Below are 19,048 nucleotides of genomic sequence, written 5' to 3'. Positions count from 1 at the left end.
TCTCATTTTAAGAAGTGACAACATTTTCGAATAGCTGTTTTGTTGTCTTTTCGTCTTCCAAAAAGTCTTTCCACGGGTCTTTATGGACAGACAGCGCTTGATTGATGCGGTCATTCAGCTCTTTGCGTTTTTCTTTATCATTCAATACGGATTGGACGTGGGACAAGCCGACACGTTCGATCCAAGCAGATGTCCGTTCTAAATAGTTGGCTGTTTCACGATAGTATTGGAGATACGCGCCTGTGATTTCGATGACTTCTTCAGCCGTTTTGACTTTCATTAACAGATCGCCTGCGCGCAAATGCGTGCCTCCGTTTCCGCCGACGTAAATTTCCCAGCCACCGTCGATGCCGACGACGCCGATATCTTTAATGCCGGATTCAGCGCAGTTTCTCGGACAAGCGGAAACCGCCATTTTAATTTTGTGAGGCGTGTAGAGCCCTTCAAATTTTTTCTCAAGGTCAATTCCGAGGGCCATTGAGTCTTGCGTGCCGAAGCGGCAGAACTGTTCGCCGACACACGTTTTTACGGTTCTGAGCGTTTTTCCGTAAGCAAATCCTGAAGGCATGTCAAGATCAGCCCATACTTTCGGAAGATCTTCTTTTTTGACGCCGATCAGGTCAATCCGCTGGCCGCCGGTCATTTTCACTAGCGGAATTTCATATTTGTCGACGACATCAGCGATGCGCCGCAAATCATTCGAATTGGTAACCCCGCCGTACATCCGCGGTACAACTGAATATGTGCCGTCTTTTTGAATGTTGGCGTGCATCCGTTCATTGACGAAGCGGGATTCTCTTTCATCTTCATATTCCTTCGGATTGATCATGCCGAGGTAGTAGTTAAGCGCAGGGCGGCATTTGGAACAGCCTTCCGCCGTTTTCCAGCCGAGCACGTTCATGACTTCTTTCGTATGGGTCAGCCCTTTTTCTCTGATTTCGGCCACGATTTCGTCTCTTGACAGGTCCGTACATCCGCAAATCGCTTCTTTTTGTGCTGAAGCATCAAACTCTGAGCCGAGCGTATGCTGAAGAATCTCAGCGACAAGCGGCTTACATCCTCCGCAAGAACGTGATGCGCCTGTGCAGGCTTTAATTTCATCCGTCGATGTGCAGCCCTGCTCTTTGATCGCCTGAATGATCATTCCTTTCGAAACGCCGTTACAGCCGCATACGATCTCATCGTCGCTCATCGCAGCGGTCAAGCTCATGCCTTCTTCCTGATTCAAAGGCTGCAAGATTGAAATTTTAGAAGTATCTGAAATATCTGCTCCTTTTTGAATCATGGAAAACAGCCTGTTACCTTCGCTGCTGTCTCCGAACAGTACGGCGCCGATCACCTGATTGCCGCGCAGAACGATTTTCTTGTAGATTCCGTCCTGTTCGTCAAACACTTTAAGCGCTTTTTTGTCTTCTCCGTCATCCTCATTAAAATCACCGGCAGAAAAGACCTCAACACCGGAAACCTTCAGCTGGGTTGATAAAACAGACCCTTCATACGGAGCTGTTTCAACGCCGCAGATTTTTTTGGCAAGCACTTTCGCCTGTTCATAAAGAGGCGCGACAAGTCCGTAGGCAATGCCTCTATGTTCCGCACATTCTCCGACAGCATAAATGTTGGGAACTTCGGTTTCCATGTAATCATTGACGACGATTCCTCTGTTTACCGGAAGGCCGCAGTCTTTGCCGAGCTGAACGTTCGGCTTGATTCCGACCGCCATGACGACCAAATCGGCTTCAAGCATTGAGCCGTCTTTGAATTTTAAGCCTTCGACACGTGTTTCTCCGTAAATTTCTTCTGTCTGCTTTTCCAGCAAAAATTTCATGCCCTGCTTCTCCAGCTCTTTTTGCAAAAGCCGTCCTGCGGTTGCATCAAGCTGACGCTCCATCAAATATGGCGCGAGGTGGATAACGGTAACGTCCATGCCAAGGTTAAGAAGTCCGCGCGCTGCTTCCAGTCCCAGCAATCCGCCGCCGATAACGGCTGCTTTTTTGTACGTTTTGGAAGCTTCGAGCATGATATCCGTATCCTTGATATCACGGAATGCTGTTACACCTTCTTTATCCGCTCCGGGCAATGGCAGAATAAAAGGGAGAGAACCTGTCGCCAAAATCAGTTCATCATACGGCTGGACTCTTCCCGCATCCGTGATGACGGTTTTGGACTCCGGATCAACTTTAACGACTTCTTCCCCTGTATACAGCTGAATCCCGTTTTCTTCATACCAATCCCAATCATTCAGTGTAATGTCCTTAACATCCGTATCTCCTTGAAGCACTTTGGAAAGAAGAATCCGGTTATAGTTTGGGTGCGGTTCGTTTCCAAAAATCGTGATCTGAAACTCTTCGCTTGAAATTTTAAGAATTTCTTCAACGGCCCTGACCCCGGCCATACCGTTCCCTACCAGGACTAGCTGCTTTTTTTTCACTATGATCCTCCCCTTTTTCAAAACAATTCACTATACGCCCTAAACAAGTATTCTGTTTACATCTTTAAAACTATCACAAATTATAGTTAATTTTGTAAACTTTTTATGACTTTTTATGACAATTTATTCACATAATTGTCAACTGACGGACGAATTTTTACGGAGCAAACCTTAAATCCCGGCATTCTGCAAGACGGATCGAGCGTTTCCGCTATCAAATCGTTCACATTTTGCGAATCTGCCCAATGCATCGGCACAAAAATGGTATCCGGCCTGATGGCTTCCGATAATTTGCTCCTGACAATGATGCTGCCTCTTTTTGACTCCACCCTGACCAGCACCCTGTCGCTAATGTTGTATTTTTCCGCCGTTTTCGGATGAATTTCCATAAATGATTCAAAGTGTCTGGCCTTGAGTGCAGCGCTCCTTCTCGTCTGTACTCCGGTTAAATAATGAGACATCACCCTTCCGGTCGTCAGATAAAGGGGATACTCTTCAGTCGGTTCATCTTTTTTGATCATTGGTTCGTTCGGGACGACGCACATTTTCGCTTTTTTGTCCGGGTGGGCAAAGGATGATTCAAACAGGCGCTGTGTCCCGGGGTGTCCCTGTTCGGGACAAGGCCATAAAATGCCGCCTTCCTTTCTCAGACGTTCATAAGTGATGCCCGAATAGTCGGCAATTCCGCCGCGGCTCGCTTTTCTTAATTCATTAAAAACATCCTCTGCCGATCGATATGAGAAATAACGGCCTTTTCCAAGCGCAGCAGCAATATCGCAAATCATTTGCCAGTCATGCCTCGCTTCACCGGGGCACGGTTTTGAGGCTTCCCTTAATGTCACTCTGCCTTCCAGATTGGTCATCGTTCCTTCGTCCTCGAGATAGGATGATGCGGGGAGAATGACGTCCGCGAGTCTAGCCGTTTCAGAAAGAAACAAATCAACGGCGGCAAAAAACTTTAATTTTCCCAAAGCGGATTTGACAAAGCCTGCGTTCGGACTGGATACAACAGGGTTTGAACACATTAAAAACATCCCGGTAATTTCGCCTTCATGAACTTTCTCCATCATTTCATAGGCGGATACACCTTTTCCTGGAAGGTCTTCAGCTTTTATGCCCCAAACATCCGCAATATAAGCGCGGTCAGCTTCGTTTTCAATCGACCGGTACCCTGGCAGCTGATCTGCTTTCTGGCCGTGCTCCCGCGCCCCCTGCCCATTTCCTTGTCCGGTGACGGCGCCGTAGCCGCAAGCAAATTTGCCGATTTTCCCAGTTGATATTAGAATATTCAGTAAATTTCTGACGGCAGCCGTTCCGTCCGTTTGCTGTTCAATCCCTCTTGCCGTGAACAGCATTCCCGTCTCCTCACGGGCAAATTTTACTGCAGCTTTTTTAATCTGCTCGATTTGTATCCCGGTTTTGGCCGAAATGTCTTCAAGTGATAAAGACGCCACATGGCGCTTGACCTCTTCAAAACCTTCAGCTCTCTCTCTGAGAAAAGCTCCGTCTGTCAGCTGTCCTTCAATGATGACTTTCAGCATACCGTTTGCGAGCGCGGCGTCTGTCCCCGGCTTGATTTTCAAATGCAGATCGGCGATCTTGGCCGTTGCCGTTTCGCGGGGATCGATGACAATGATGTAGGCCCCGTTTTGCTTCGCTTCTTCAAAATACGGCATGATCGTCGGCTGGCACTCTGCGATATTCGTACCTGCGAGGATGATGACCCTTGCATGGGGGATCTCGGAAAGGGCATTTGTCAGCCCCCGGTCCATTCCAAAGGTTTGATTTGCAGCTGTAGCGGCCGCCGACATGCAAAGCCTGCCGTTGTAGTCAATATGCTTCGTCTTCAAGGCGACGCGGGCGAACTTCCCCAGCAAATACGCTTCTTCGTTTGTAATGGACGCGCTGCCGTATACACCCAAAGCATCGCGGCCATCTTCATGCTGGATCGCTGTTACTTGCTCTTTGATGTACTGAAGCGCTTCATCCCATGTCACACGGACGAAGTCGCCGTTTTTTTTGATCAGCGGATGGGTGATCCTCTCCGAATGAAAGGCATGCTGGTGGGCGTTCATCCCTTTCATGCACAGCCGTCCTTTTGTCGTCGGATTGTCTTTTCCGACCGCCGTGTATTTTTTTCTTGTCACAATCGTCTGTTCAATGAGCTGCATTTTGCACTGCATGCTGCAAAATGGACATTGGGTGTCATACGTTTTTTCGGATTGCACTTCTTTTTGCTTCGTGCGAAAGTACTTTAGCAATCGTTCTGTCAATTCACATCAGCCCTTTTATCGTTTCTTGCTGAGCCAGCCGCTTCTCTTTTTCAAGCCGTTCGATCAGCTGGCCGCGAAGTCCGTTGTCAAATAAAACTTCCCGGATATGAATGATGCCGGCGCGTTCAATCCAATGCCCGACCTTCTCGAGATAATTTGCTGTTTCCCGGTAATATTGAAGAAGGCCTTTCATGAATTCCCCCGCTTCCTCCGCCGAGTCGGCTACTGAAAGCAGCTCTCCCGGAGAAGCATGCTGGCCTCCTTGGCCGCCCGCATAAATCTCCCAGCCCCCGTTTACTTTGAGAAGTCCGATGTCATGAACTGAAGCGTACACGCAATCATCCAAACAGCCCGACACCCCGATCGAGACCTTGGCCGGAATGAGGAGGGATTCTGCTGCTTTTTCCAAGTCTGCCGCCAATGTTTGTATCTGTGGTTCGCCTCGTGAACCGCATGTGCACGTTTTAACCGCGGCAATCCCATGCTGAGGCGGCGGGCAATGCGGCATGCCGAGTTCTTCTTTCACGCGCTCTATATACTCCGGCTTGATACCAGCAAGCTTTAATCTCTGATGGTGTGTCATGTACACCTCTTGTATTTGATACTTTTCAATCACTTCTGCAATGCGCTTCAGCTCTTCGGCATTCGTTCGGCCTCCGTACATTTGCGGAATCATTATATCCGTCTCCTCATCGCGCTCCTCATAGATGATGTCCGGACGGATCATTTTTAAATAGTAGTGAATCGCGGGCACGCAAATCCGGCAGCCGCTGCTGTTTTTCCAGCCGAGCGCCGAGATGACTTCGTGAACGGAAGAAAGATTTCTTATCTGTATTTCGTTCACGACTTCATCTTCCGTGAATGAAGTGCAGGCGCACATCGGCTGTTCCGCCGCAGATACATAATCATCCTGTTCAGCGGTATGGAGCAGCAGTTCTTCGACTAACGGCCTGCAGCCGCCGCATGATCCGGAAGCATTTGTACAGCCTTTGACCTCCTCGGCCGTCTTTAAACCGTGCGTCTGCATGGCTTCCATGATCGCGCCTTTTGAAACCGCGTTGCATTGACAAATCGTTTCACTAAGCGCCATAGAAACGACTGCACTGTCTTCTTCAGATTGAAACAGCTCTTTTTTGACAACGGTAATATCTCTTTGTTTGATAATGCTTTCCAACAGCCGTTGGCTGCCGCTCGTGTCTCCGTATAAAATCACGCCGGCCATTATATCCCCTTGAAAGACGGCTTTTTTATAGATTCCTGACGCTTCATCTAAAACTTTAATCGCCGTTGTCGAGTCGTCCTCTGTGATTTTCCCTGCGGAAAAGACGTCGATGCCGGAAATTTTTAGCGCTGCGGACTGGACGGAGCCCTGATAACCGGCACATTCGAGCCCGCAAATATGTCTGGCCAGCACTTTCCCCTGTTCAAACAATGGCTTGACTAGACCATAGACCGTTCCGTTATGCTCCGCGCATTCACCGACGGCGTAGACATTTGGCACATTTGTCTCCATATAGTCGCTGACGATGATCGCCCGGTTTGTTGCAATACCGCTTGCCTTGGCCAGTTCGATATTCGGTCTGACACCGGCAGCCATGACGATGAGATCGGCGCTGATCTTCGTCCCGTCTTTAAACCGCACACCCTCGGCGCGGGAAGTCCCTAAAATCGCCTCTGTATCTTTCTCCAAAAGAAAATGGATCCCTTGACGCTCCAGCTCTTTCTGGAGCATGGCAGATGCCGGCGGATCGAGCTGATTCTGCATGACGCAGGAAGAGTGGTGAATCACATCAACCTTCATTCCGAGGTTTGCCAATCCTCGCGCCGCCTCAAGTCCCAAAATCCCCCCGCCGATAACGGCCGCTTTTTCAAACCGCTTTGATGCCTTTATCAATGCCCGGCAATCGTCTATTGTTCTAAAACCATATACCCCTTCTTTGTCTGCACCATGAACCGGGAGGATAAACGGGGAAGAGCCCGTCGCAATGATCAGTTTGTCATAAGCGATTTCACGGTTTTGATCTGTTGCCACCGTCTGTTTAACCGTATGGATTGCGACAGCCGTTTCCCCTGTATAAAGTGTAATCCCGTTTTCTTCATACCAGCTCAGGCTTTTTGTCATCACATCGTTCCAATCCTTTTCCCCCTGCAGGACCGAAGACAGCAGAATCCGATTATAGCTGAGGTGTGGTTCGCTGCCGATGATGACGATCTCAAACCGGTTCCCGCCGTGTTGTAAAATTTCTTCGGCCGTGCGAACTCCGGCCATTCCGTTTCCTATTAAAACCAGCCTTTGTTTCCCCATTTTCTCCCCTCCCTCTGCAGCTTTGCTCTGGATTATTATTTCACATTGCATCGCTAAAGCGTTCAAACCTGTTACATTTCCTGACAAAAAATTTTAGAAACAGGACGGTTTGACCAGTACTCATTGATGACGATTTAACGGCTTTGGCCGCCGATGTTAAAGTTCAACATTTTATCACATTTTTTATCACGTTCTGCTTGTTTCTTTTCCTGCAATCTACTAGGCTTATAAGTAAAGAACATAAGGAATGGAGGAGGAGAATGCTACCGATTAAAAGAAGACAGCAGATATTGGCGTGGGTCAAAGAAGAAGAATCTCTGCGCATTTCAGAAATTTCGAAAAGGCTGAACGTCTCTGAAATGACCGTTTACCGCGACATTAAACCGCTTGTTGAAAACGGACAGGTCATCAAGACGGCAGGCGGAATCACGCTAAACAAGCCGAAGCAGCAGCTTGGGCAGCTTTGCGTCGTGTGCGGAAAAGGGGCAGGCTCGAGGCTTTCCGTGCAAATTGTAAAAAACGACAGTCAAATTGAACAATTTTGCTGTGCCCATTGCGCAATGCTCCGCTATGAGAAAGTGAAAGATGACGTCTCACAGATAATCTGCAGGGATTTTTTGCTAGATACGACGATCAGCGCCAAAGCCGCCGTCTTTTTGCTGGATACGAATCTTCATTTGAACTGCTGCGAGCCGCAGGCGATCCCTTTCGCTTCTGAAGCGGATGCACGGAAATTCAAAAAAGGCTTTGGCGGGCAGCTGTTATCGTTTGACGATGCCGCGCTTCTCGTCCAGAAAACGATGAAGAACAGCTGCTGCAGCCTGAAGACGTGAAATTTTGTTAAAAGATTGGATGAATGTGATGAAAAGAGCAACACTCTGGACAGTTCTCGCTGTTCTTTGTATCATTCTGCTGCCAAAAGCCGCTTTTGCTCACGCATATATCGTAAAATCAACTCCCGCTGAAAATCAGGAGCTGAAAAAAGCGCCTGCAGAAATCAAGATCGAATTCAATGAAGCGATTCAGAACGGGTTTCATTCGATAACGGTCAGAAATTCGTCGGGTGAGCGCGTTGATTCCGGCAAAACGGAAATCGATCCGCAAAACGCCAAAATCATGACCGTCAAGCTGAAACCGAAATTGAAGGATGATATCTACTCGGCCGAATGGAGAGCTGTATCTGCAGACGGGCATCCCGTATCAGGCACGATCCCTTTCAGCATCGGAAACATTCAAGGCGGGCTGCCGAAAGATCAGCAAAAACAAGCATCAGGCCTGCCGGCAGCCGATACCGTCATGGAACGCGTCCTTTTGTATACCGGTTTCTCCCTGTTCATGGGGGCCGCTCTCTTTCAGCTCGTATGGTACCGCCCTGAAAACGGCTGGCCGGGTGGCAAACGGCGCCGTCTGAAGCGGATCAAGAATGCGGCGCTCTTATTGACAGGGGCCGCCATCATCATTCAGCTGCCCCTGCAAACCAAAGTAAACGCGGGCGTTTCCTGGATCGGGGCTTTCCAGCCTTCGCTTTTGCAAGAAACGCTTCTGAATACGACGGGCGGAATGCTGTGGCTGATCAACATCGCCATCATCGCCTTGCTTGTTTTTTGTTCGAACAGAAAAGGTCTGAAGAGCGCGATCTTGAGCCTGTTCCTTTTTGCCGGACTTTTGTTCGTCAAATCGCTCGACGGCCATGCCGCTTCGACGAGCGCCGGCTATATGACAATCGCGATGAACTTCATCCATCTGAATACCGCTTCCATTTGGACGGGCGGACTCGCGATGTTTGTGCTGTTTTTCGGAAAAGACTGGCTGAAGCCTGACAAAAGTTTAATATGGGAAACCATTCGGCGCTTCTCGCCATGGGCGCTCGCTTCTGCAGGGCTTCTGATATTCTCGGGCCTTTTCAACAGCTTCTTCATTGTTCACACACTGGATAACCTGCTAGGGACGGCTTACGGAAAAGCGCTCCTTGTAAAAGCGGCCCTCGTTCTTCTCATGATCGGACTCGGGGCATTACACTATTTCCGTTTTAGAAAAGCGCCGAAACAGCAGGGCGCCCGTTCGCTGAAGGCTGAATGGACGGTCGGACTTCTCATTCTGGTGACCACGGCGGTTTTCACCAATATTCCAAGTCCGCCCGCGCCGCTGCCGCAGCCTTTCAGTGAGACGAAGCAATTGACGGAAGGAAACACGCTGTCGCTCCGAATCAGCCCGAACATGCCGGGCTCAAATGCGTTTGAAGTCACAGTCAGAAACAGAAAAGGAGACGTCGTCAAAGATATTCAAAAAATCGAATTAACCGTTGAGAAAACCGGGCTTTTCGGGGATGACAAAGAGAGCACGTTCAGCCTCAGCAAAAATAAAGACGGCGTTTTTCAAACGAAAAATTTAAATTTAAGCGAAGACGGCATCTGGAAAATCCGCGTTCACGGGTTAACGGCGTCATTTGAGGAGATCAGAACGGTTTTCAATGCAAAAATTAATAAAAAGGAGTTTTGATTATGTTTAAAAAAACATTATGGCTGGGTGCAATCCTAGCATCATTTTTGCTTTTCTCCGTGCCTGTCAGCGCACATGTCACGGTAAAACCGGCAGAATCAGCAGCAGGCTCATGGGAAACATACACCGTCAAAGTACCGGTTGAAAAAGACAACGCCACAACCAAGGTCGTTCTCAGCATGCCAGACGGTGTTGAATTTCAGCAGTATGAACCGGTGCCAGGCTGGAAAACAAGCACTGAAACCGGTAAAAACGAGAAAGTGACAAGGGTGACTTGGGAAGCCGAAAACGGCGGCATTCAGCCTGGTGAATTCCAACAGTTTACTTTCACCGCCAAAAACCCTGACAAAGAACAAAAGGCCGCCTGGAACGCTTACCAATATTATAAAGACGGCACGATTGTCGAGTGGACCGGCGATGAAAACGCCGATACCCCGCATGCGATCACAAGCATTGTCGATGCTGCAAAGCTCGGGCACGAAACGGTTGACGCACACGGCGCTTCAACGAAACAAAACACAGCCGCAGAAAACGAAGACGGTCAAGCCGGACAAGGGATTCAAACCGCTTCCCTCATCCTGTCGATCCTCGCCGTGCTTCTTGGGGGTGCTGCGCTGCTCTTGACAGTGCGCAAAAAGAAAGCGTAAAAATGAAAAGCTGTCGGGAATATCCCGACAGCCTTTTTGTGCCCATTTCAGTTCGAATCCCGCACGATCTGATAATACATGCCTGTTTTTTGATCGACCACCGCCTCTAAATGAAGCCCGTCATCAGTCTCAAATGTTCCATTCAGGCGAGCGGCATCCCCTGTATATAACGTGTACTTGCTTCCCTTAGGCGTTGTGAACGGTGAAGAAGCTTCCGCACTCTCCGTTTTCGGGTGATCCGATTTTACAATTGCGTAATTTAAGTCGCGGTACCATTGATATTTGCCGTTTTCCCGTTTGATGTGAGCGAGGCAAATTCCCTCTCCCTCCGAATCGCCGAATCGAAAAACGACGACTTGTTCGCCGTTTAAATCGATTTTGTCTATAATATCGTCTTTTGTGATGTTCTCGTAACGAATACCGTCCTCAATCGCTTCCTGTTCGCTGTTCACCCATTTGGTTTGTTCATCATTTTCTTGGGCGCTCGCACAACCCGCAACCAAGATCGCCAAAAATAATAAAACTGTTCGTTTTTTCATCCGCTTCCTCCGACTTTAATTGTTTTAGGGCATTATATGAATTCGGCCAGCGTTGAAAATATCCTCTTTGCAGGAAAATTTCCAATACGGTGATTCAAAAATTAACAAACTTATCTTACAATAGAAAAAGTTCTGAATGATTGAGTAGGGAGAGATCGGAGTATGAAAGTATCGATTCTGTTTGTCTTGCTTGCGGCCATTTTATGGGGAACGACGGGAACAACCCAGGCGTTCGCGCCTGAAGAAGCGGCGCCTCTTGTGTTCGGCGCTGTCAGAATGGCGGTCGGCGGCATCACCCTGCTCTTGTTCGCGGCTTTGCGCGGTCAATTAAAACGCAGCGGCTGGCCCGTTAAAACGCTGATTATCGCAGCATTGAGCATGGCATTTTATCAGCCTTTCTTTTTTTCAGCTGTCAGTCTCTCAGGGATCGCCGTCGGAACGGTCGTCGCCATCGGCAGCGCTCCGATTATCGCCGGCTGCCTCGAATGGCTCGTGTTCAAAAAAGTGCCCCAAGCGAAATGGTGGATCGCAACGGCTGCAGCGATAGCAGGCGTATCCTTGTTATTCATCCCTTCCGCCTCATCGGGAGGGAGCTTTCTCGGCATATTGCTCGCACTCGGCGCCGGTCTTTCCTTTGCCGTCTATACGCTGACAAGCAAAAAGCTCCTGCAACAGCAGAAGCCGGAGGCTGTCACAGGCACCGTGTTCTTTTTAAGCGCTGTATTGCTTGCCCCGTTGTTGTTTCTGTACGATTTGAGCTGGATCTTATCGGTTCAGGGATCGGCTGTCAGCCTCTATATCGGCGTCATTGCAACCGGTGCCGCGTACCTGTTATTTACGACAGGATTGGCAAAAGTGCCCGCCTCAACAGCGGTGACCCTGTCGCTGGCTGAACCGCTCACAGCGTCGCTTTTAGGAACCGTGCTTGTCAAGGAATCGCTGCCTCTTGTTTCCTGGGCCGGAATCGCATTGCTTCTGCTGGGCATTTTTTATATTTCCTATCAGCCCAAAAAGAATAAAATGAACGCTGAACAAGTGAAAGCGTAAAAAACCCGCCCGTGGATATGCGGGCGGGTTTTCATGTTGTCTTGTTATTCATCCAAACCGATAGACAAATATTTTGTTTCCAAATACGGCTCGATGCCTTCCTGTCCGCCTTCGCGTCCGATGCCGCTTTCCTTCATGCCGCCGAAAGGCGCCTGAACGGTTGACGGACCGCCGTCATTCCAGCCGAGAATGCCATAATCAAGGTTTTCGGACAAATAGATGCCGCGGCGGTAGTTTTCCGTAAAGAAGTATGCCGCTAAACCGTAAGGCGTATCATTGGCGAGCTTGACCGCTTCGTCCAGCGTTTTAAAAGACGTAATCGGTGCAACGGGACCGAATGTTTCCTCATGCATAATCGTCATCGATGGATCAACATCCGTCAGTACAGTCGGGTGGACAAAGTAGCATGATTTCTCATCATCGCTTTCGTATTCGGCGCCGATGAGAACTTTCGCCCCTTTATCCACCGCGTCATTGATTTGATCAACGATTTTTTGGAAGCCGTTTTTATTGATGATCGGACCGATTGATACACCTTCTTCAAGCCCGTTCCCGACTTTCAGCTTGGCGACTTCCGCGCGGAGTTTTTCTGCAAATTCATCCTTAACCGATTCGTGAACGATCAGACGGTTTGCACAGACGCACGTTTGTCCTGCATTCCTGTATTTCGACAGCATCGTCTGTTTAACGGTGAGGTCGATGTTGGCATCTTCATCAATGATCAGCGGGGCATGGCCGCCGAGCTCCATTGACACATGTTTCACCGTCTCGGCGCTGTTTTTCATTAATTGTTTGCCGACAGGCGTAGATCCGGTGAACGTAATTTTGCGGATCAGCGGATGGCTTGTAAAAATAGAACCGATCTCTTTTCCGTCGCCGATCACACACTGAAGGACGTCTTTCGGAATGCCCGCTTCGTGGCCGAGGCGAACGAGCTCAAGCGCCGTTAAAGGCGTGTCAGGCGCCGGCTTGATGATAAAAGTACAGCCCGCCGCCAAGGCTGGCGCCGCTTTTCTCGTGATCATCGCCGCCGGAAAGTTCCACGGGGTAATCGCCGCAACAGGACCGACCCCTTGGCGCGTGACGATGATGCGCTTGTTCGTCACAGATGCGGGAACCGTTCTTCCGTAGATGCGTTTTGCTTCCTCCGCATACCATTCGATATAGCCTGCGCTATATATGACTTCTCCCTGTGCTTCAGCGTACGGCTTGCCGTTTTCAAGCGTAATTAATTTTGCCAGCTCGTCCTTCTGCTCCACAATCAAATCGAACCATTTTTTCAGTAAGCCCGCTCGTTCTGAAGCCGATGTTTTCGACCATTTTTGAAATGCTTCATGCGAGCGTACGACTGCCTCCTCGACTTCTTTTGCGGATTGCTGGGGAACCGATTTGATTTTTTCTCCAGTCGCAGGATTATATACTTCTAGCATGCTGGTCATGTTGAATCTCCTCCCCTTTACGTTTTGAACTGCTGTTGAATAAAAGAAAACCGATCAATGTCCATCCCGCCAAGATCAGCCATTCATACGGCCATGTAAGCGCGGCCGGCATGCCTGGCAAATAAAAAGCGAGAAAGATAACACTTAAGAGGATAGCAGATATACCCGTCGTTTTCCACTTATTGATTTTATACGGCCTGTTTAAATCCGGCTCTGTCTTTCTCAGTTTCATGAATGCAATCGACACGATCAAATATCCGACTATAATACCTGTTCCCCCTGCATTGACGATCCAAACAAGGGCAGGGCGCCCGAGCAGCGGTGCAAAAAATGCCAGCGCTCCCAGAAACAAAATCGCGTTCGTCGGCGTTTTATACTTCGGATGGATGAAACCGAACCATTTCGGCACCATGCCTTTTTCAGACATGGCAAACAGAATGCGGCTCGCACCGATAATAAATGCGTTCCAGCTTGTAATGATACCGGCGACTCCGCCGAGGACAAGCACCGTGCCGAACAGCTGGTTCCCGAGCAGATTGACCATGGCATCTGCGGTCGCCAAAGAAGTCGTTGCAAGCTCGCTTTCTGACAGACCCATCGTCACGCCGAAAACAATCAGCAAATAAAACACGACCGCACTGACGATCGAAATAATCAAAATTTTGCCGATGATTTTTTTCGGGGCATTAATTTCAGCCGCAACCTGAGGGATGACGTCAAATCCGACAAACAGAAACGGAATCATGACGAGGACGGACATCATCCCGGAGAATCCGTCTTTAAAAAGGGGCTGCATATGTTCAACATTACCGTTTACCAAAGCGCCTCCCAAAAGGAGAAAGCCCGTGGCGATAATCGCGATCGTAAAAACCGACTGAAAAATCGCGGCCGGCTTGACGCCGAAGTAATTGAGCGCGGTCAGGACGACCGCACCCCCTGAACCGATCAACACCCAAGTGACATACACGTCCCAGCCGCTAAGCGACCAGAGAAACCCCTGATGTTCGACAGGCAGGACGTAATCGATGACAGTCGGCAATGCGACCGCCTCAAATGTGATCACCGAAACATAGCCGAAAAGCACACCCCAAGCGGCGACAAAAGCCGTTTTCCGGCCAAACGCCCTGTAGACGAAAATCAAGCCGCCCCCCGTTTCAGGGATGGCAGAAGACAGCTCCGCGTATGTTAACCCGATTAAGATGACCAGTATGCCGCCGATGATAAATGCGATGGTGCTGCCCAAAAAACCGGCTGTCGAAATCCAGTCGCCGGAAAGGACGACCCAGCCCCAGCCGAGCATAGCCCCGATCGCTAAAAATAGCACATCCGTCTGCGACATCGTTTTTTTCATTTGCTGTTTACCCATCTATATCCGCCCCTTCCTTTAGAAGATGTCAAACTAGAGCTGTTTCAGCGCTTCTTCGATGATGCCGAACCCTTCCTCAAGCAATTCATCAGTAATAACAAGCGGAGACAGAAAACGGATAATGTTGCCATTGATTCCTGCCGTCAACAAGAGCAGGCCGTGTTCATTGGCGTACTTGGCAATCTTGGCCGCAGCTGCTTTGTCCGGCTCCTGCGTCTTTTCGTCCCGGACAATTTCAAGCGCCGCCATCGCGCCAAGTCTGCGAACTTCACCAATCTGCGGATATTTCACCTTCCATTCATGCGCTCGCTCTTCAATGGCTTTGCCGATTTCTTCAGAGCGTTTGTTGAGCTGTTCCGATTCGATAATATCGAGCACTGCCAAAGCGGCTACGCATCCAAGCGGACTTCCGGCGTATGTGCCCCCGAGTTCCCCCGGATCCGCCGCATCAAGCATTTCCGCCCGGCCGATGACACCGCTGAGCGGAACACCGGCAGCCAGCGATTTTGACACCGTCACAAGATCAGGAACGACATCAAAATGCTCAATCGCAAAATATTTGCCTGTTCTGGAAAAGCCTGTTTGGATCTCATCGGCGACAAAAACGATGCCGTGTTTTTGACAGAAGGCTGCGACATGCTGCACAAACCGTTTGGAAGGAATAATAAATCCTCCTTCTCCCTGCACCGGCTCCATGACAACGCAAGCGACCGTCTCCGGAGCAACAGATGAGACGAAGAAATCGTCAAATGCCTGAATAACCATGTCATCGTAGCTTTCATCAGTCATCCCTTCAGGTTTTCTATAGTAGTAAGGAAACGGCGCCTGATATACTTCAGGTGCAAAAGGGCCGAATCCGAATTTGTATGGTTTTACCTTGCTCGTCATGCTCATCGTCATGTTTGTGCGCCCGTGGAATCCGCGGGTAAAAGAAACGACTGCTTGACGCTTCGTATATTTTCTGGATATTTTCACGGCGTTTTCTACGGCTTCCGCCCCCGAGTTCAGGAAAATCGCTTTTTTCTCGTGTGCGCCCGGTGCAAGCCGGCAAAGTTTTTCCGCCAATTCGATATAGGCCTGATACATCATGACGTTAAAACCCGGATGAATGAGCTGTTCGGCCTGTTGCTTGACAGCTTCTACAACTTTCGGATGTGAATGCCCGACATTTAATGTACCGATCGCCCCGGCAAAATCGATAAAACGGCGCCCGTCAATATCGTATAAAACGGCCCCTTCCCCTTTAGCGGCCAGATGACGGTTTCCGTTGGAGACACCCCTTGCCACAAATTGATCCCGTTTGGCCTGCCAATCTTCCGTTGTGAATGCTTTTGTGTTCAGACTCATAAAAAATCTCTCCCCCACTCTTATTTCTTATAATTCTGAATATTTTTTGGTATGATGAAAAGTACCAATCATTAATTTTCAATGGTACCAGGGGGGAGGCGCTATGATTACGATACCGATTGACCGCTCCAAGGATGCGGATTATATTTATCACCAAATCTATCAACGGATTAAAGAAGAAATTTTCAGCCGCAATCTTTTGCCGGGAAAAAAACTCCCTTCCAAGCGCGAGCTCGCCGAAGCATTGAACGTCAGCATTAATTCGGTCAACGCTGCCTACCAGCAGCTTCTGGCAGAAGGTTATCTTTATTCACGTGAAAGAAAAGGCTTTTTTGTAGAGCAGATCGAAACGTTCCATGCCAGCCGCCATCCAGGCCCTTTTCAATTGGAAAAAGAACTGGTTGAAAAGCCGGCAAGCAAAGACGGCTGGATATCGTTTTCCCATATGAGCGTCGATACGGCGCATTTTCCATTTAAAACATGGCTTCGCTGTGAACAGAAAGCGGTTTCTTCTCATGTAAACGAACTTGGAGAAATGACGCATCCGCAAGGTGTCTACGAAGTGCGCCAAACGATCGCACGGTTTATCGCTTTAACGAGAGGCGTCAAGTGTCACCCCGAACAAATCGTGATCAGCGCAGGCACGCAGTCCTTAATTCATACGCTTCAGGATCTTCTCCCCGCCTCAGCCGTCTATGCGATGGAGGAGCCGGGATACAGCCGCATTTATCGACTGCTGAAAAATGAAGGGAAAGAAGTGGCCACGATTCAGCTCGATCATAAAGGAATGCGGATCAGCGAGATTCACCGTCTGAATCCGGATGTTTTATTTGTCACGCCTTCACACCAGTTTCCAACAGGAATCATTATGCCGGTATCGAGAAGGATTCAGCTTTTAAATTGGGTTTCCGACGGGGAAAACCGCTATATTGTGGAAGACGATTATGACAGCGAATTCAAATATGGGAGCGATACGATCCCCGCCCTGCAAAGCCTTGACCGCTCTGAGAAAGTCATCTATATCGGCACGTTTTCAAAATCGCTTCTTCCGGGTCTGAGAATCAGCTATATGGTACTGCCGCAAAAGCTGCTGAAGCGATACAGAAAAAGGCACCATTTCTCGATTCAATCGAGCAGCGTTTTAACACAGCTCGCCTTGCAGGAATTGATCGAATCGGGGGAATACCAAAAGCACATCAAGAAAATGAACCAGATTTACGAAGAAAAGCGGACAAGGCTGATCGGAAGCCTTGTCAAAACCTTTAACGGCCGGGTGAAAATTAAAGGCGAAAGCGCAGGCCTTCACTTTGTGGCCGATTTTGAAACAGATAGAAGTGAAGAAGAGGTTTTATCAAGAGCAAAGGATAGACGGGTCGAGGTTTACGGCATGAACCGGTTTACGTTAAAGAAAGAGCAGACAAAACATGAAGGAACAGTATCGCTCGTGCTTGGATTTGCTAAAATCGCTGCCGATCAGATCGACAAAGGGACTGCCAAGCTTTATGAAGCGGTATGCGGTGATGAGAAGTTTTAAAAAATACCGGCAGGTTCGCTCCTGCCGGTATCAACTTGGCTTTAGAAAGCCAACGTCTGCCCGTTTACCACCGTTCCTTTTCTACCTGGAGAACCGCCTCAATCAGTCCCGGAAACTGCTCCTCCAATTCCCGTTTGCAGAGGGAGTAATAATGATGCTTCCCTTCAATGCGGACTTTGAGCAGTCCCGCTTCTCTCAGCACCTTGAAATGGTGGGACAGCGTAGACTTTGCGATATTGAGATTTGTGCATGTACCGCACGTTTTCTCGGCTGTGTCAGCCAGGGCTTTGACAATCTCAAGCCTGTATGGATCACTCAAGGCATGGAGAACAGATGTTAACTTCATTTCATTTGTTTTCATGGGTTAAATGTATCATAATCCTAGCTTCAAGACAATTCGTCAAGAAGGCAAATAGGTTGCCGCCAAAGCAAAGACATGTTACGATGCAATTGTTCGATGATTTTCGAACAATCAATTCACTGTGTATATAACGTACACGCAAAGGAATTCTAAATGACATGACGGAGGTTTGAACCGATGATCGTATTGCAAGCCTATATGAAAGTAAAACCAGAAAAACGCAACGCCTTTCTCGAAAGCGTACAACCGCTGCTTAAACATTCAAGAGCTGAAGCCGGCAATGCCCAATACCAGCTGTTTGAAGATACCGAACATGCCAATACATTTGTCATGCTTGAGCAATGGAAAGATCAAAACGCAATTGACGCCCATAATCAGACAGAGCACTTTCAAGCTTTCGTTCAAGCCGCGGGCGACCTTTTATCAGAACCGCTGAATGTGGTTAAAACGCACACACCGGATTAAAGAAAGGATGACGTTTAAATGAATGAAGTATTGAAATCATTGACAGACCATAGATCGATTCGCAGCTATACAGATGAGCCCGTGAACCCTGAACAGCTGGACAAGATCATTCAAGCCGTTCAAGCCGCACCGACTTCAATCAACGGCCAGCAGGTCACCGTGATTACGGTTCAAGATGAAGAACGGAAAAAGAAAATCGCCGAATTGGCCGGCGGACAGGTCTGGATCGAGCAGGCCCCCGTTTTCCTTTTGTTCTGCGCGGACTTCAACCGTGCGAAAATCGCCCTTGAGAAAAACGGCGAAACGCTTGCGATCACAGACGGAATGGAATCCGTGCTTGTCGGAGCTGTCGACGCAGGCATCGCTCTCGGTACGGCCACAGCGGCCGCTGAATCGATGGGGCTTGGCACTGTGCCGATCGGCGCTGTCCGCGGCCGTGCAGAAGAGCTGATCGAGCTGCTCAATATTCCCGAATACGTCTTCCCTGTCGCAGGGCTTGTCGTCGGCCATCCGGCGGACCGCTCCGCGAAAAAGCCGCGACTTCCTGAACAAGCGGTAAGGCACAGCGAAACCTATCAACCTGACTTAAAACCGCTGATCGACGCGTACGATGAAGAAATATCCGAATACATGACAAAACGGACAAACGGACAGGAAACAAGAAACTGGTCTCAGGGCATATCCGCTTATTACAATAAAGTGTATTATCCTCACATCCGTGAGATGCTTGAGAAACAAGGATTTAAACTCGAATAGATACTTTAGGCTATCGGTGATCGATAGCCTTTTTTCATGCGT

General features: G+C 48.9%; 15 protein-coding genes. 7 read left to right on the top strand and 8 right to left on the bottom strand.

Features of this window, described 5'->3' with window-relative positions; all coding sequences use genetic code 11:
- Nucleotides 1-7: 7 nt before the first annotated feature.
- The 3 genes from nirB (CP943_RS02800) to nirB (CP943_RS02790) form a co-directional block, all read right to left on the bottom strand.
- Nucleotides 8-2,428: a nitrite reductase large subunit NirB gene (gene nirB / locus CP943_RS02800; protein ID WP_023857922.1), complete on the bottom strand. Its 2,421-nt coding sequence runs from the start codon at nucleotides 2,426-2,428 to the stop codon at nucleotides 8-10.
- Nucleotides 2,429-2,541: 113 nt separating this feature from the next.
- Complete coding sequence (nasC, locus tag CP943_RS02795; RefSeq protein ID WP_105980714.1) at nucleotides 2,542-4,701, bottom strand: assimilatory nitrate reductase catalytic subunit NasC; 2,160 nt, start codon at nucleotides 4,699-4,701, stop codon at nucleotides 2,542-2,544.
- 1 nt (nucleotide 4,702) lies between these two features.
- Entirely contained in the window at nucleotides 4,703-7,006 is a 2,304-nt protein-coding gene (nirB, locus tag CP943_RS02790) for a nitrite reductase large subunit NirB (protein WP_105980713.1), read from the bottom strand.
- 260 nt (nucleotides 7,007-7,266) lie between these two features.
- Here nirB (CP943_RS02790) and CP943_RS02785 point away from each other — a divergent pair, with 260 nt between their 5' ends.
- From CP943_RS02785 to CP943_RS02775, 3 genes are read left to right on the top strand one after another with little or no spacing between them, the layout of a single operon-like run.
- Entirely contained in the window at nucleotides 7,267-7,839 is a 573-nt protein-coding gene (locus CP943_RS02785) for a DeoR family transcriptional regulator (RefSeq protein ID WP_039073212.1), read from the top strand.
- Between the two features lie 19 nt (nucleotides 7,840-7,858).
- Complete coding sequence (locus CP943_RS02780) at nucleotides 7,859-9,505, top strand: copper resistance protein CopC (RefSeq protein WP_095292569.1); 1,647 nt, start codon at nucleotides 7,859-7,861, stop codon at nucleotides 9,503-9,505.
- 2 nt (nucleotides 9,506-9,507) lie between these two features.
- Nucleotides 9,508-10,152 (top strand): YcnI family copper-binding membrane protein, encoded by a 645-nt coding sequence (locus CP943_RS02775; RefSeq protein WP_095292504.1) that lies wholly within the window; start codon nucleotides 9,508-9,510, stop codon nucleotides 10,150-10,152.
- 47 nt (nucleotides 10,153-10,199) lie between these two features.
- Here the strand turns inward: CP943_RS02775 and CP943_RS02770 are convergent, their stop codons facing one another.
- Entirely contained in the window at nucleotides 10,200-10,691 is a 492-nt protein-coding gene (locus CP943_RS02770) for a hypothetical protein (protein ID WP_026580557.1), read from the bottom strand.
- A gap of 162 nt (nucleotides 10,692-10,853) precedes the next feature.
- Here CP943_RS02770 and CP943_RS02765 point away from each other — a divergent pair, with 162 nt between their 5' ends.
- Nucleotides 10,854-11,738 carry a DMT family transporter gene (locus CP943_RS02765; protein ID WP_026580556.1) on the top strand — a complete coding sequence of 295 codons (885 nt, stop codon included), beginning with the start codon at nucleotides 10,854-10,856 and terminating at the stop codon, nucleotides 11,736-11,738.
- A 44-nt stretch (nucleotides 11,739-11,782) separates the two neighbouring features.
- Here CP943_RS02765 and gabD read toward each other — a convergent pair whose 3' ends face one another.
- Genes gabD through gabT form a run of 3 tightly spaced genes read right to left on the bottom strand, consistent with a single transcriptional unit; the run spans nucleotide 11,783 to nucleotide 15,890 of the window.
- The gene (gene gabD, locus CP943_RS02760) at nucleotides 11,783-13,177 is read right to left on the bottom strand and encodes a succinate-semialdehyde dehydrogenase (RefSeq protein ID WP_105980712.1); all 1,395 of its coding nucleotides are present in this window, start codon (nucleotides 13,175-13,177) and stop codon (nucleotides 11,783-11,785) included.
- Nucleotides 13,152-14,543, bottom strand: coding sequence for an APC family permease (locus CP943_RS02755; RefSeq protein ID WP_103750273.1), 1,392 nt, complete (start codon nucleotides 14,541-14,543; stop codon nucleotides 13,152-13,154). The genes gabD and CP943_RS02755 overlap by 26 nt, the downstream gene beginning before the upstream one ends.
- 33 nt (nucleotides 14,544-14,576) lie before the next feature.
- Nucleotides 14,577-15,890 (bottom strand): 4-aminobutyrate--2-oxoglutarate transaminase, encoded by a 1,314-nt coding sequence (gene gabT, locus CP943_RS02750; RefSeq protein WP_105980711.1) that lies wholly within the window; start codon nucleotides 15,888-15,890, stop codon nucleotides 14,577-14,579.
- A gap of 103 nt (nucleotides 15,891-15,993) precedes the next feature.
- Between gabT and gabR the strand changes: the two genes are divergently transcribed.
- The gene (gene gabR, locus CP943_RS02745) at nucleotides 15,994-17,424 is read left to right on the top strand and encodes a MocR-like transcriptional regulator GabR (protein ID WP_026580552.1); all 1,431 of its coding nucleotides are present in this window, start codon (nucleotides 15,994-15,996) and stop codon (nucleotides 17,422-17,424) included.
- Between the two features lie 64 nt (nucleotides 17,425-17,488).
- Here the strand turns inward: gabR and CP943_RS02740 are convergent, their stop codons facing one another.
- Nucleotides 17,489-17,785 carry an ArsR/SmtB family transcription factor gene (locus CP943_RS02740; protein WP_026580551.1) on the bottom strand — a complete coding sequence of 99 codons (297 nt, stop codon included), beginning with the start codon at nucleotides 17,783-17,785 and terminating at the stop codon, nucleotides 17,489-17,491.
- Nucleotides 17,786-17,962: 177 nt separating this feature from the next.
- On the opposite strand from CP943_RS02740, the gene CP943_RS02735 reads away from it, so the two are divergent.
- Both CP943_RS02735 and CP943_RS02730 read left to right on the top strand, forming a co-directional pair.
- A complete protein-coding gene (locus CP943_RS02735) occupies nucleotides 17,963-18,250 on the top strand; it encodes a putative quinol monooxygenase (protein WP_020450178.1) in 288 nt (95 codons plus the stop codon).
- 18 nt (nucleotides 18,251-18,268) lie between these two features.
- A complete protein-coding gene (locus tag CP943_RS02730) occupies nucleotides 18,269-19,006 on the top strand; it encodes an NADPH-dependent oxidoreductase (protein ID WP_059231859.1) in 738 nt (245 codons plus the stop codon).
- Nucleotides 19,007-19,048: the final 42 nt, after the last annotated feature.

Origin of the sequence: Bacillus paralicheniformis, assembly GCF_002993925.1 — a bacterium.
GTDB lineage: Bacteria > Bacillota > Bacilli > Bacillales > Bacillaceae > Bacillus > Bacillus paralicheniformis.
This window is presented reverse-complemented; position numbering and strand designations above follow the sequence as displayed.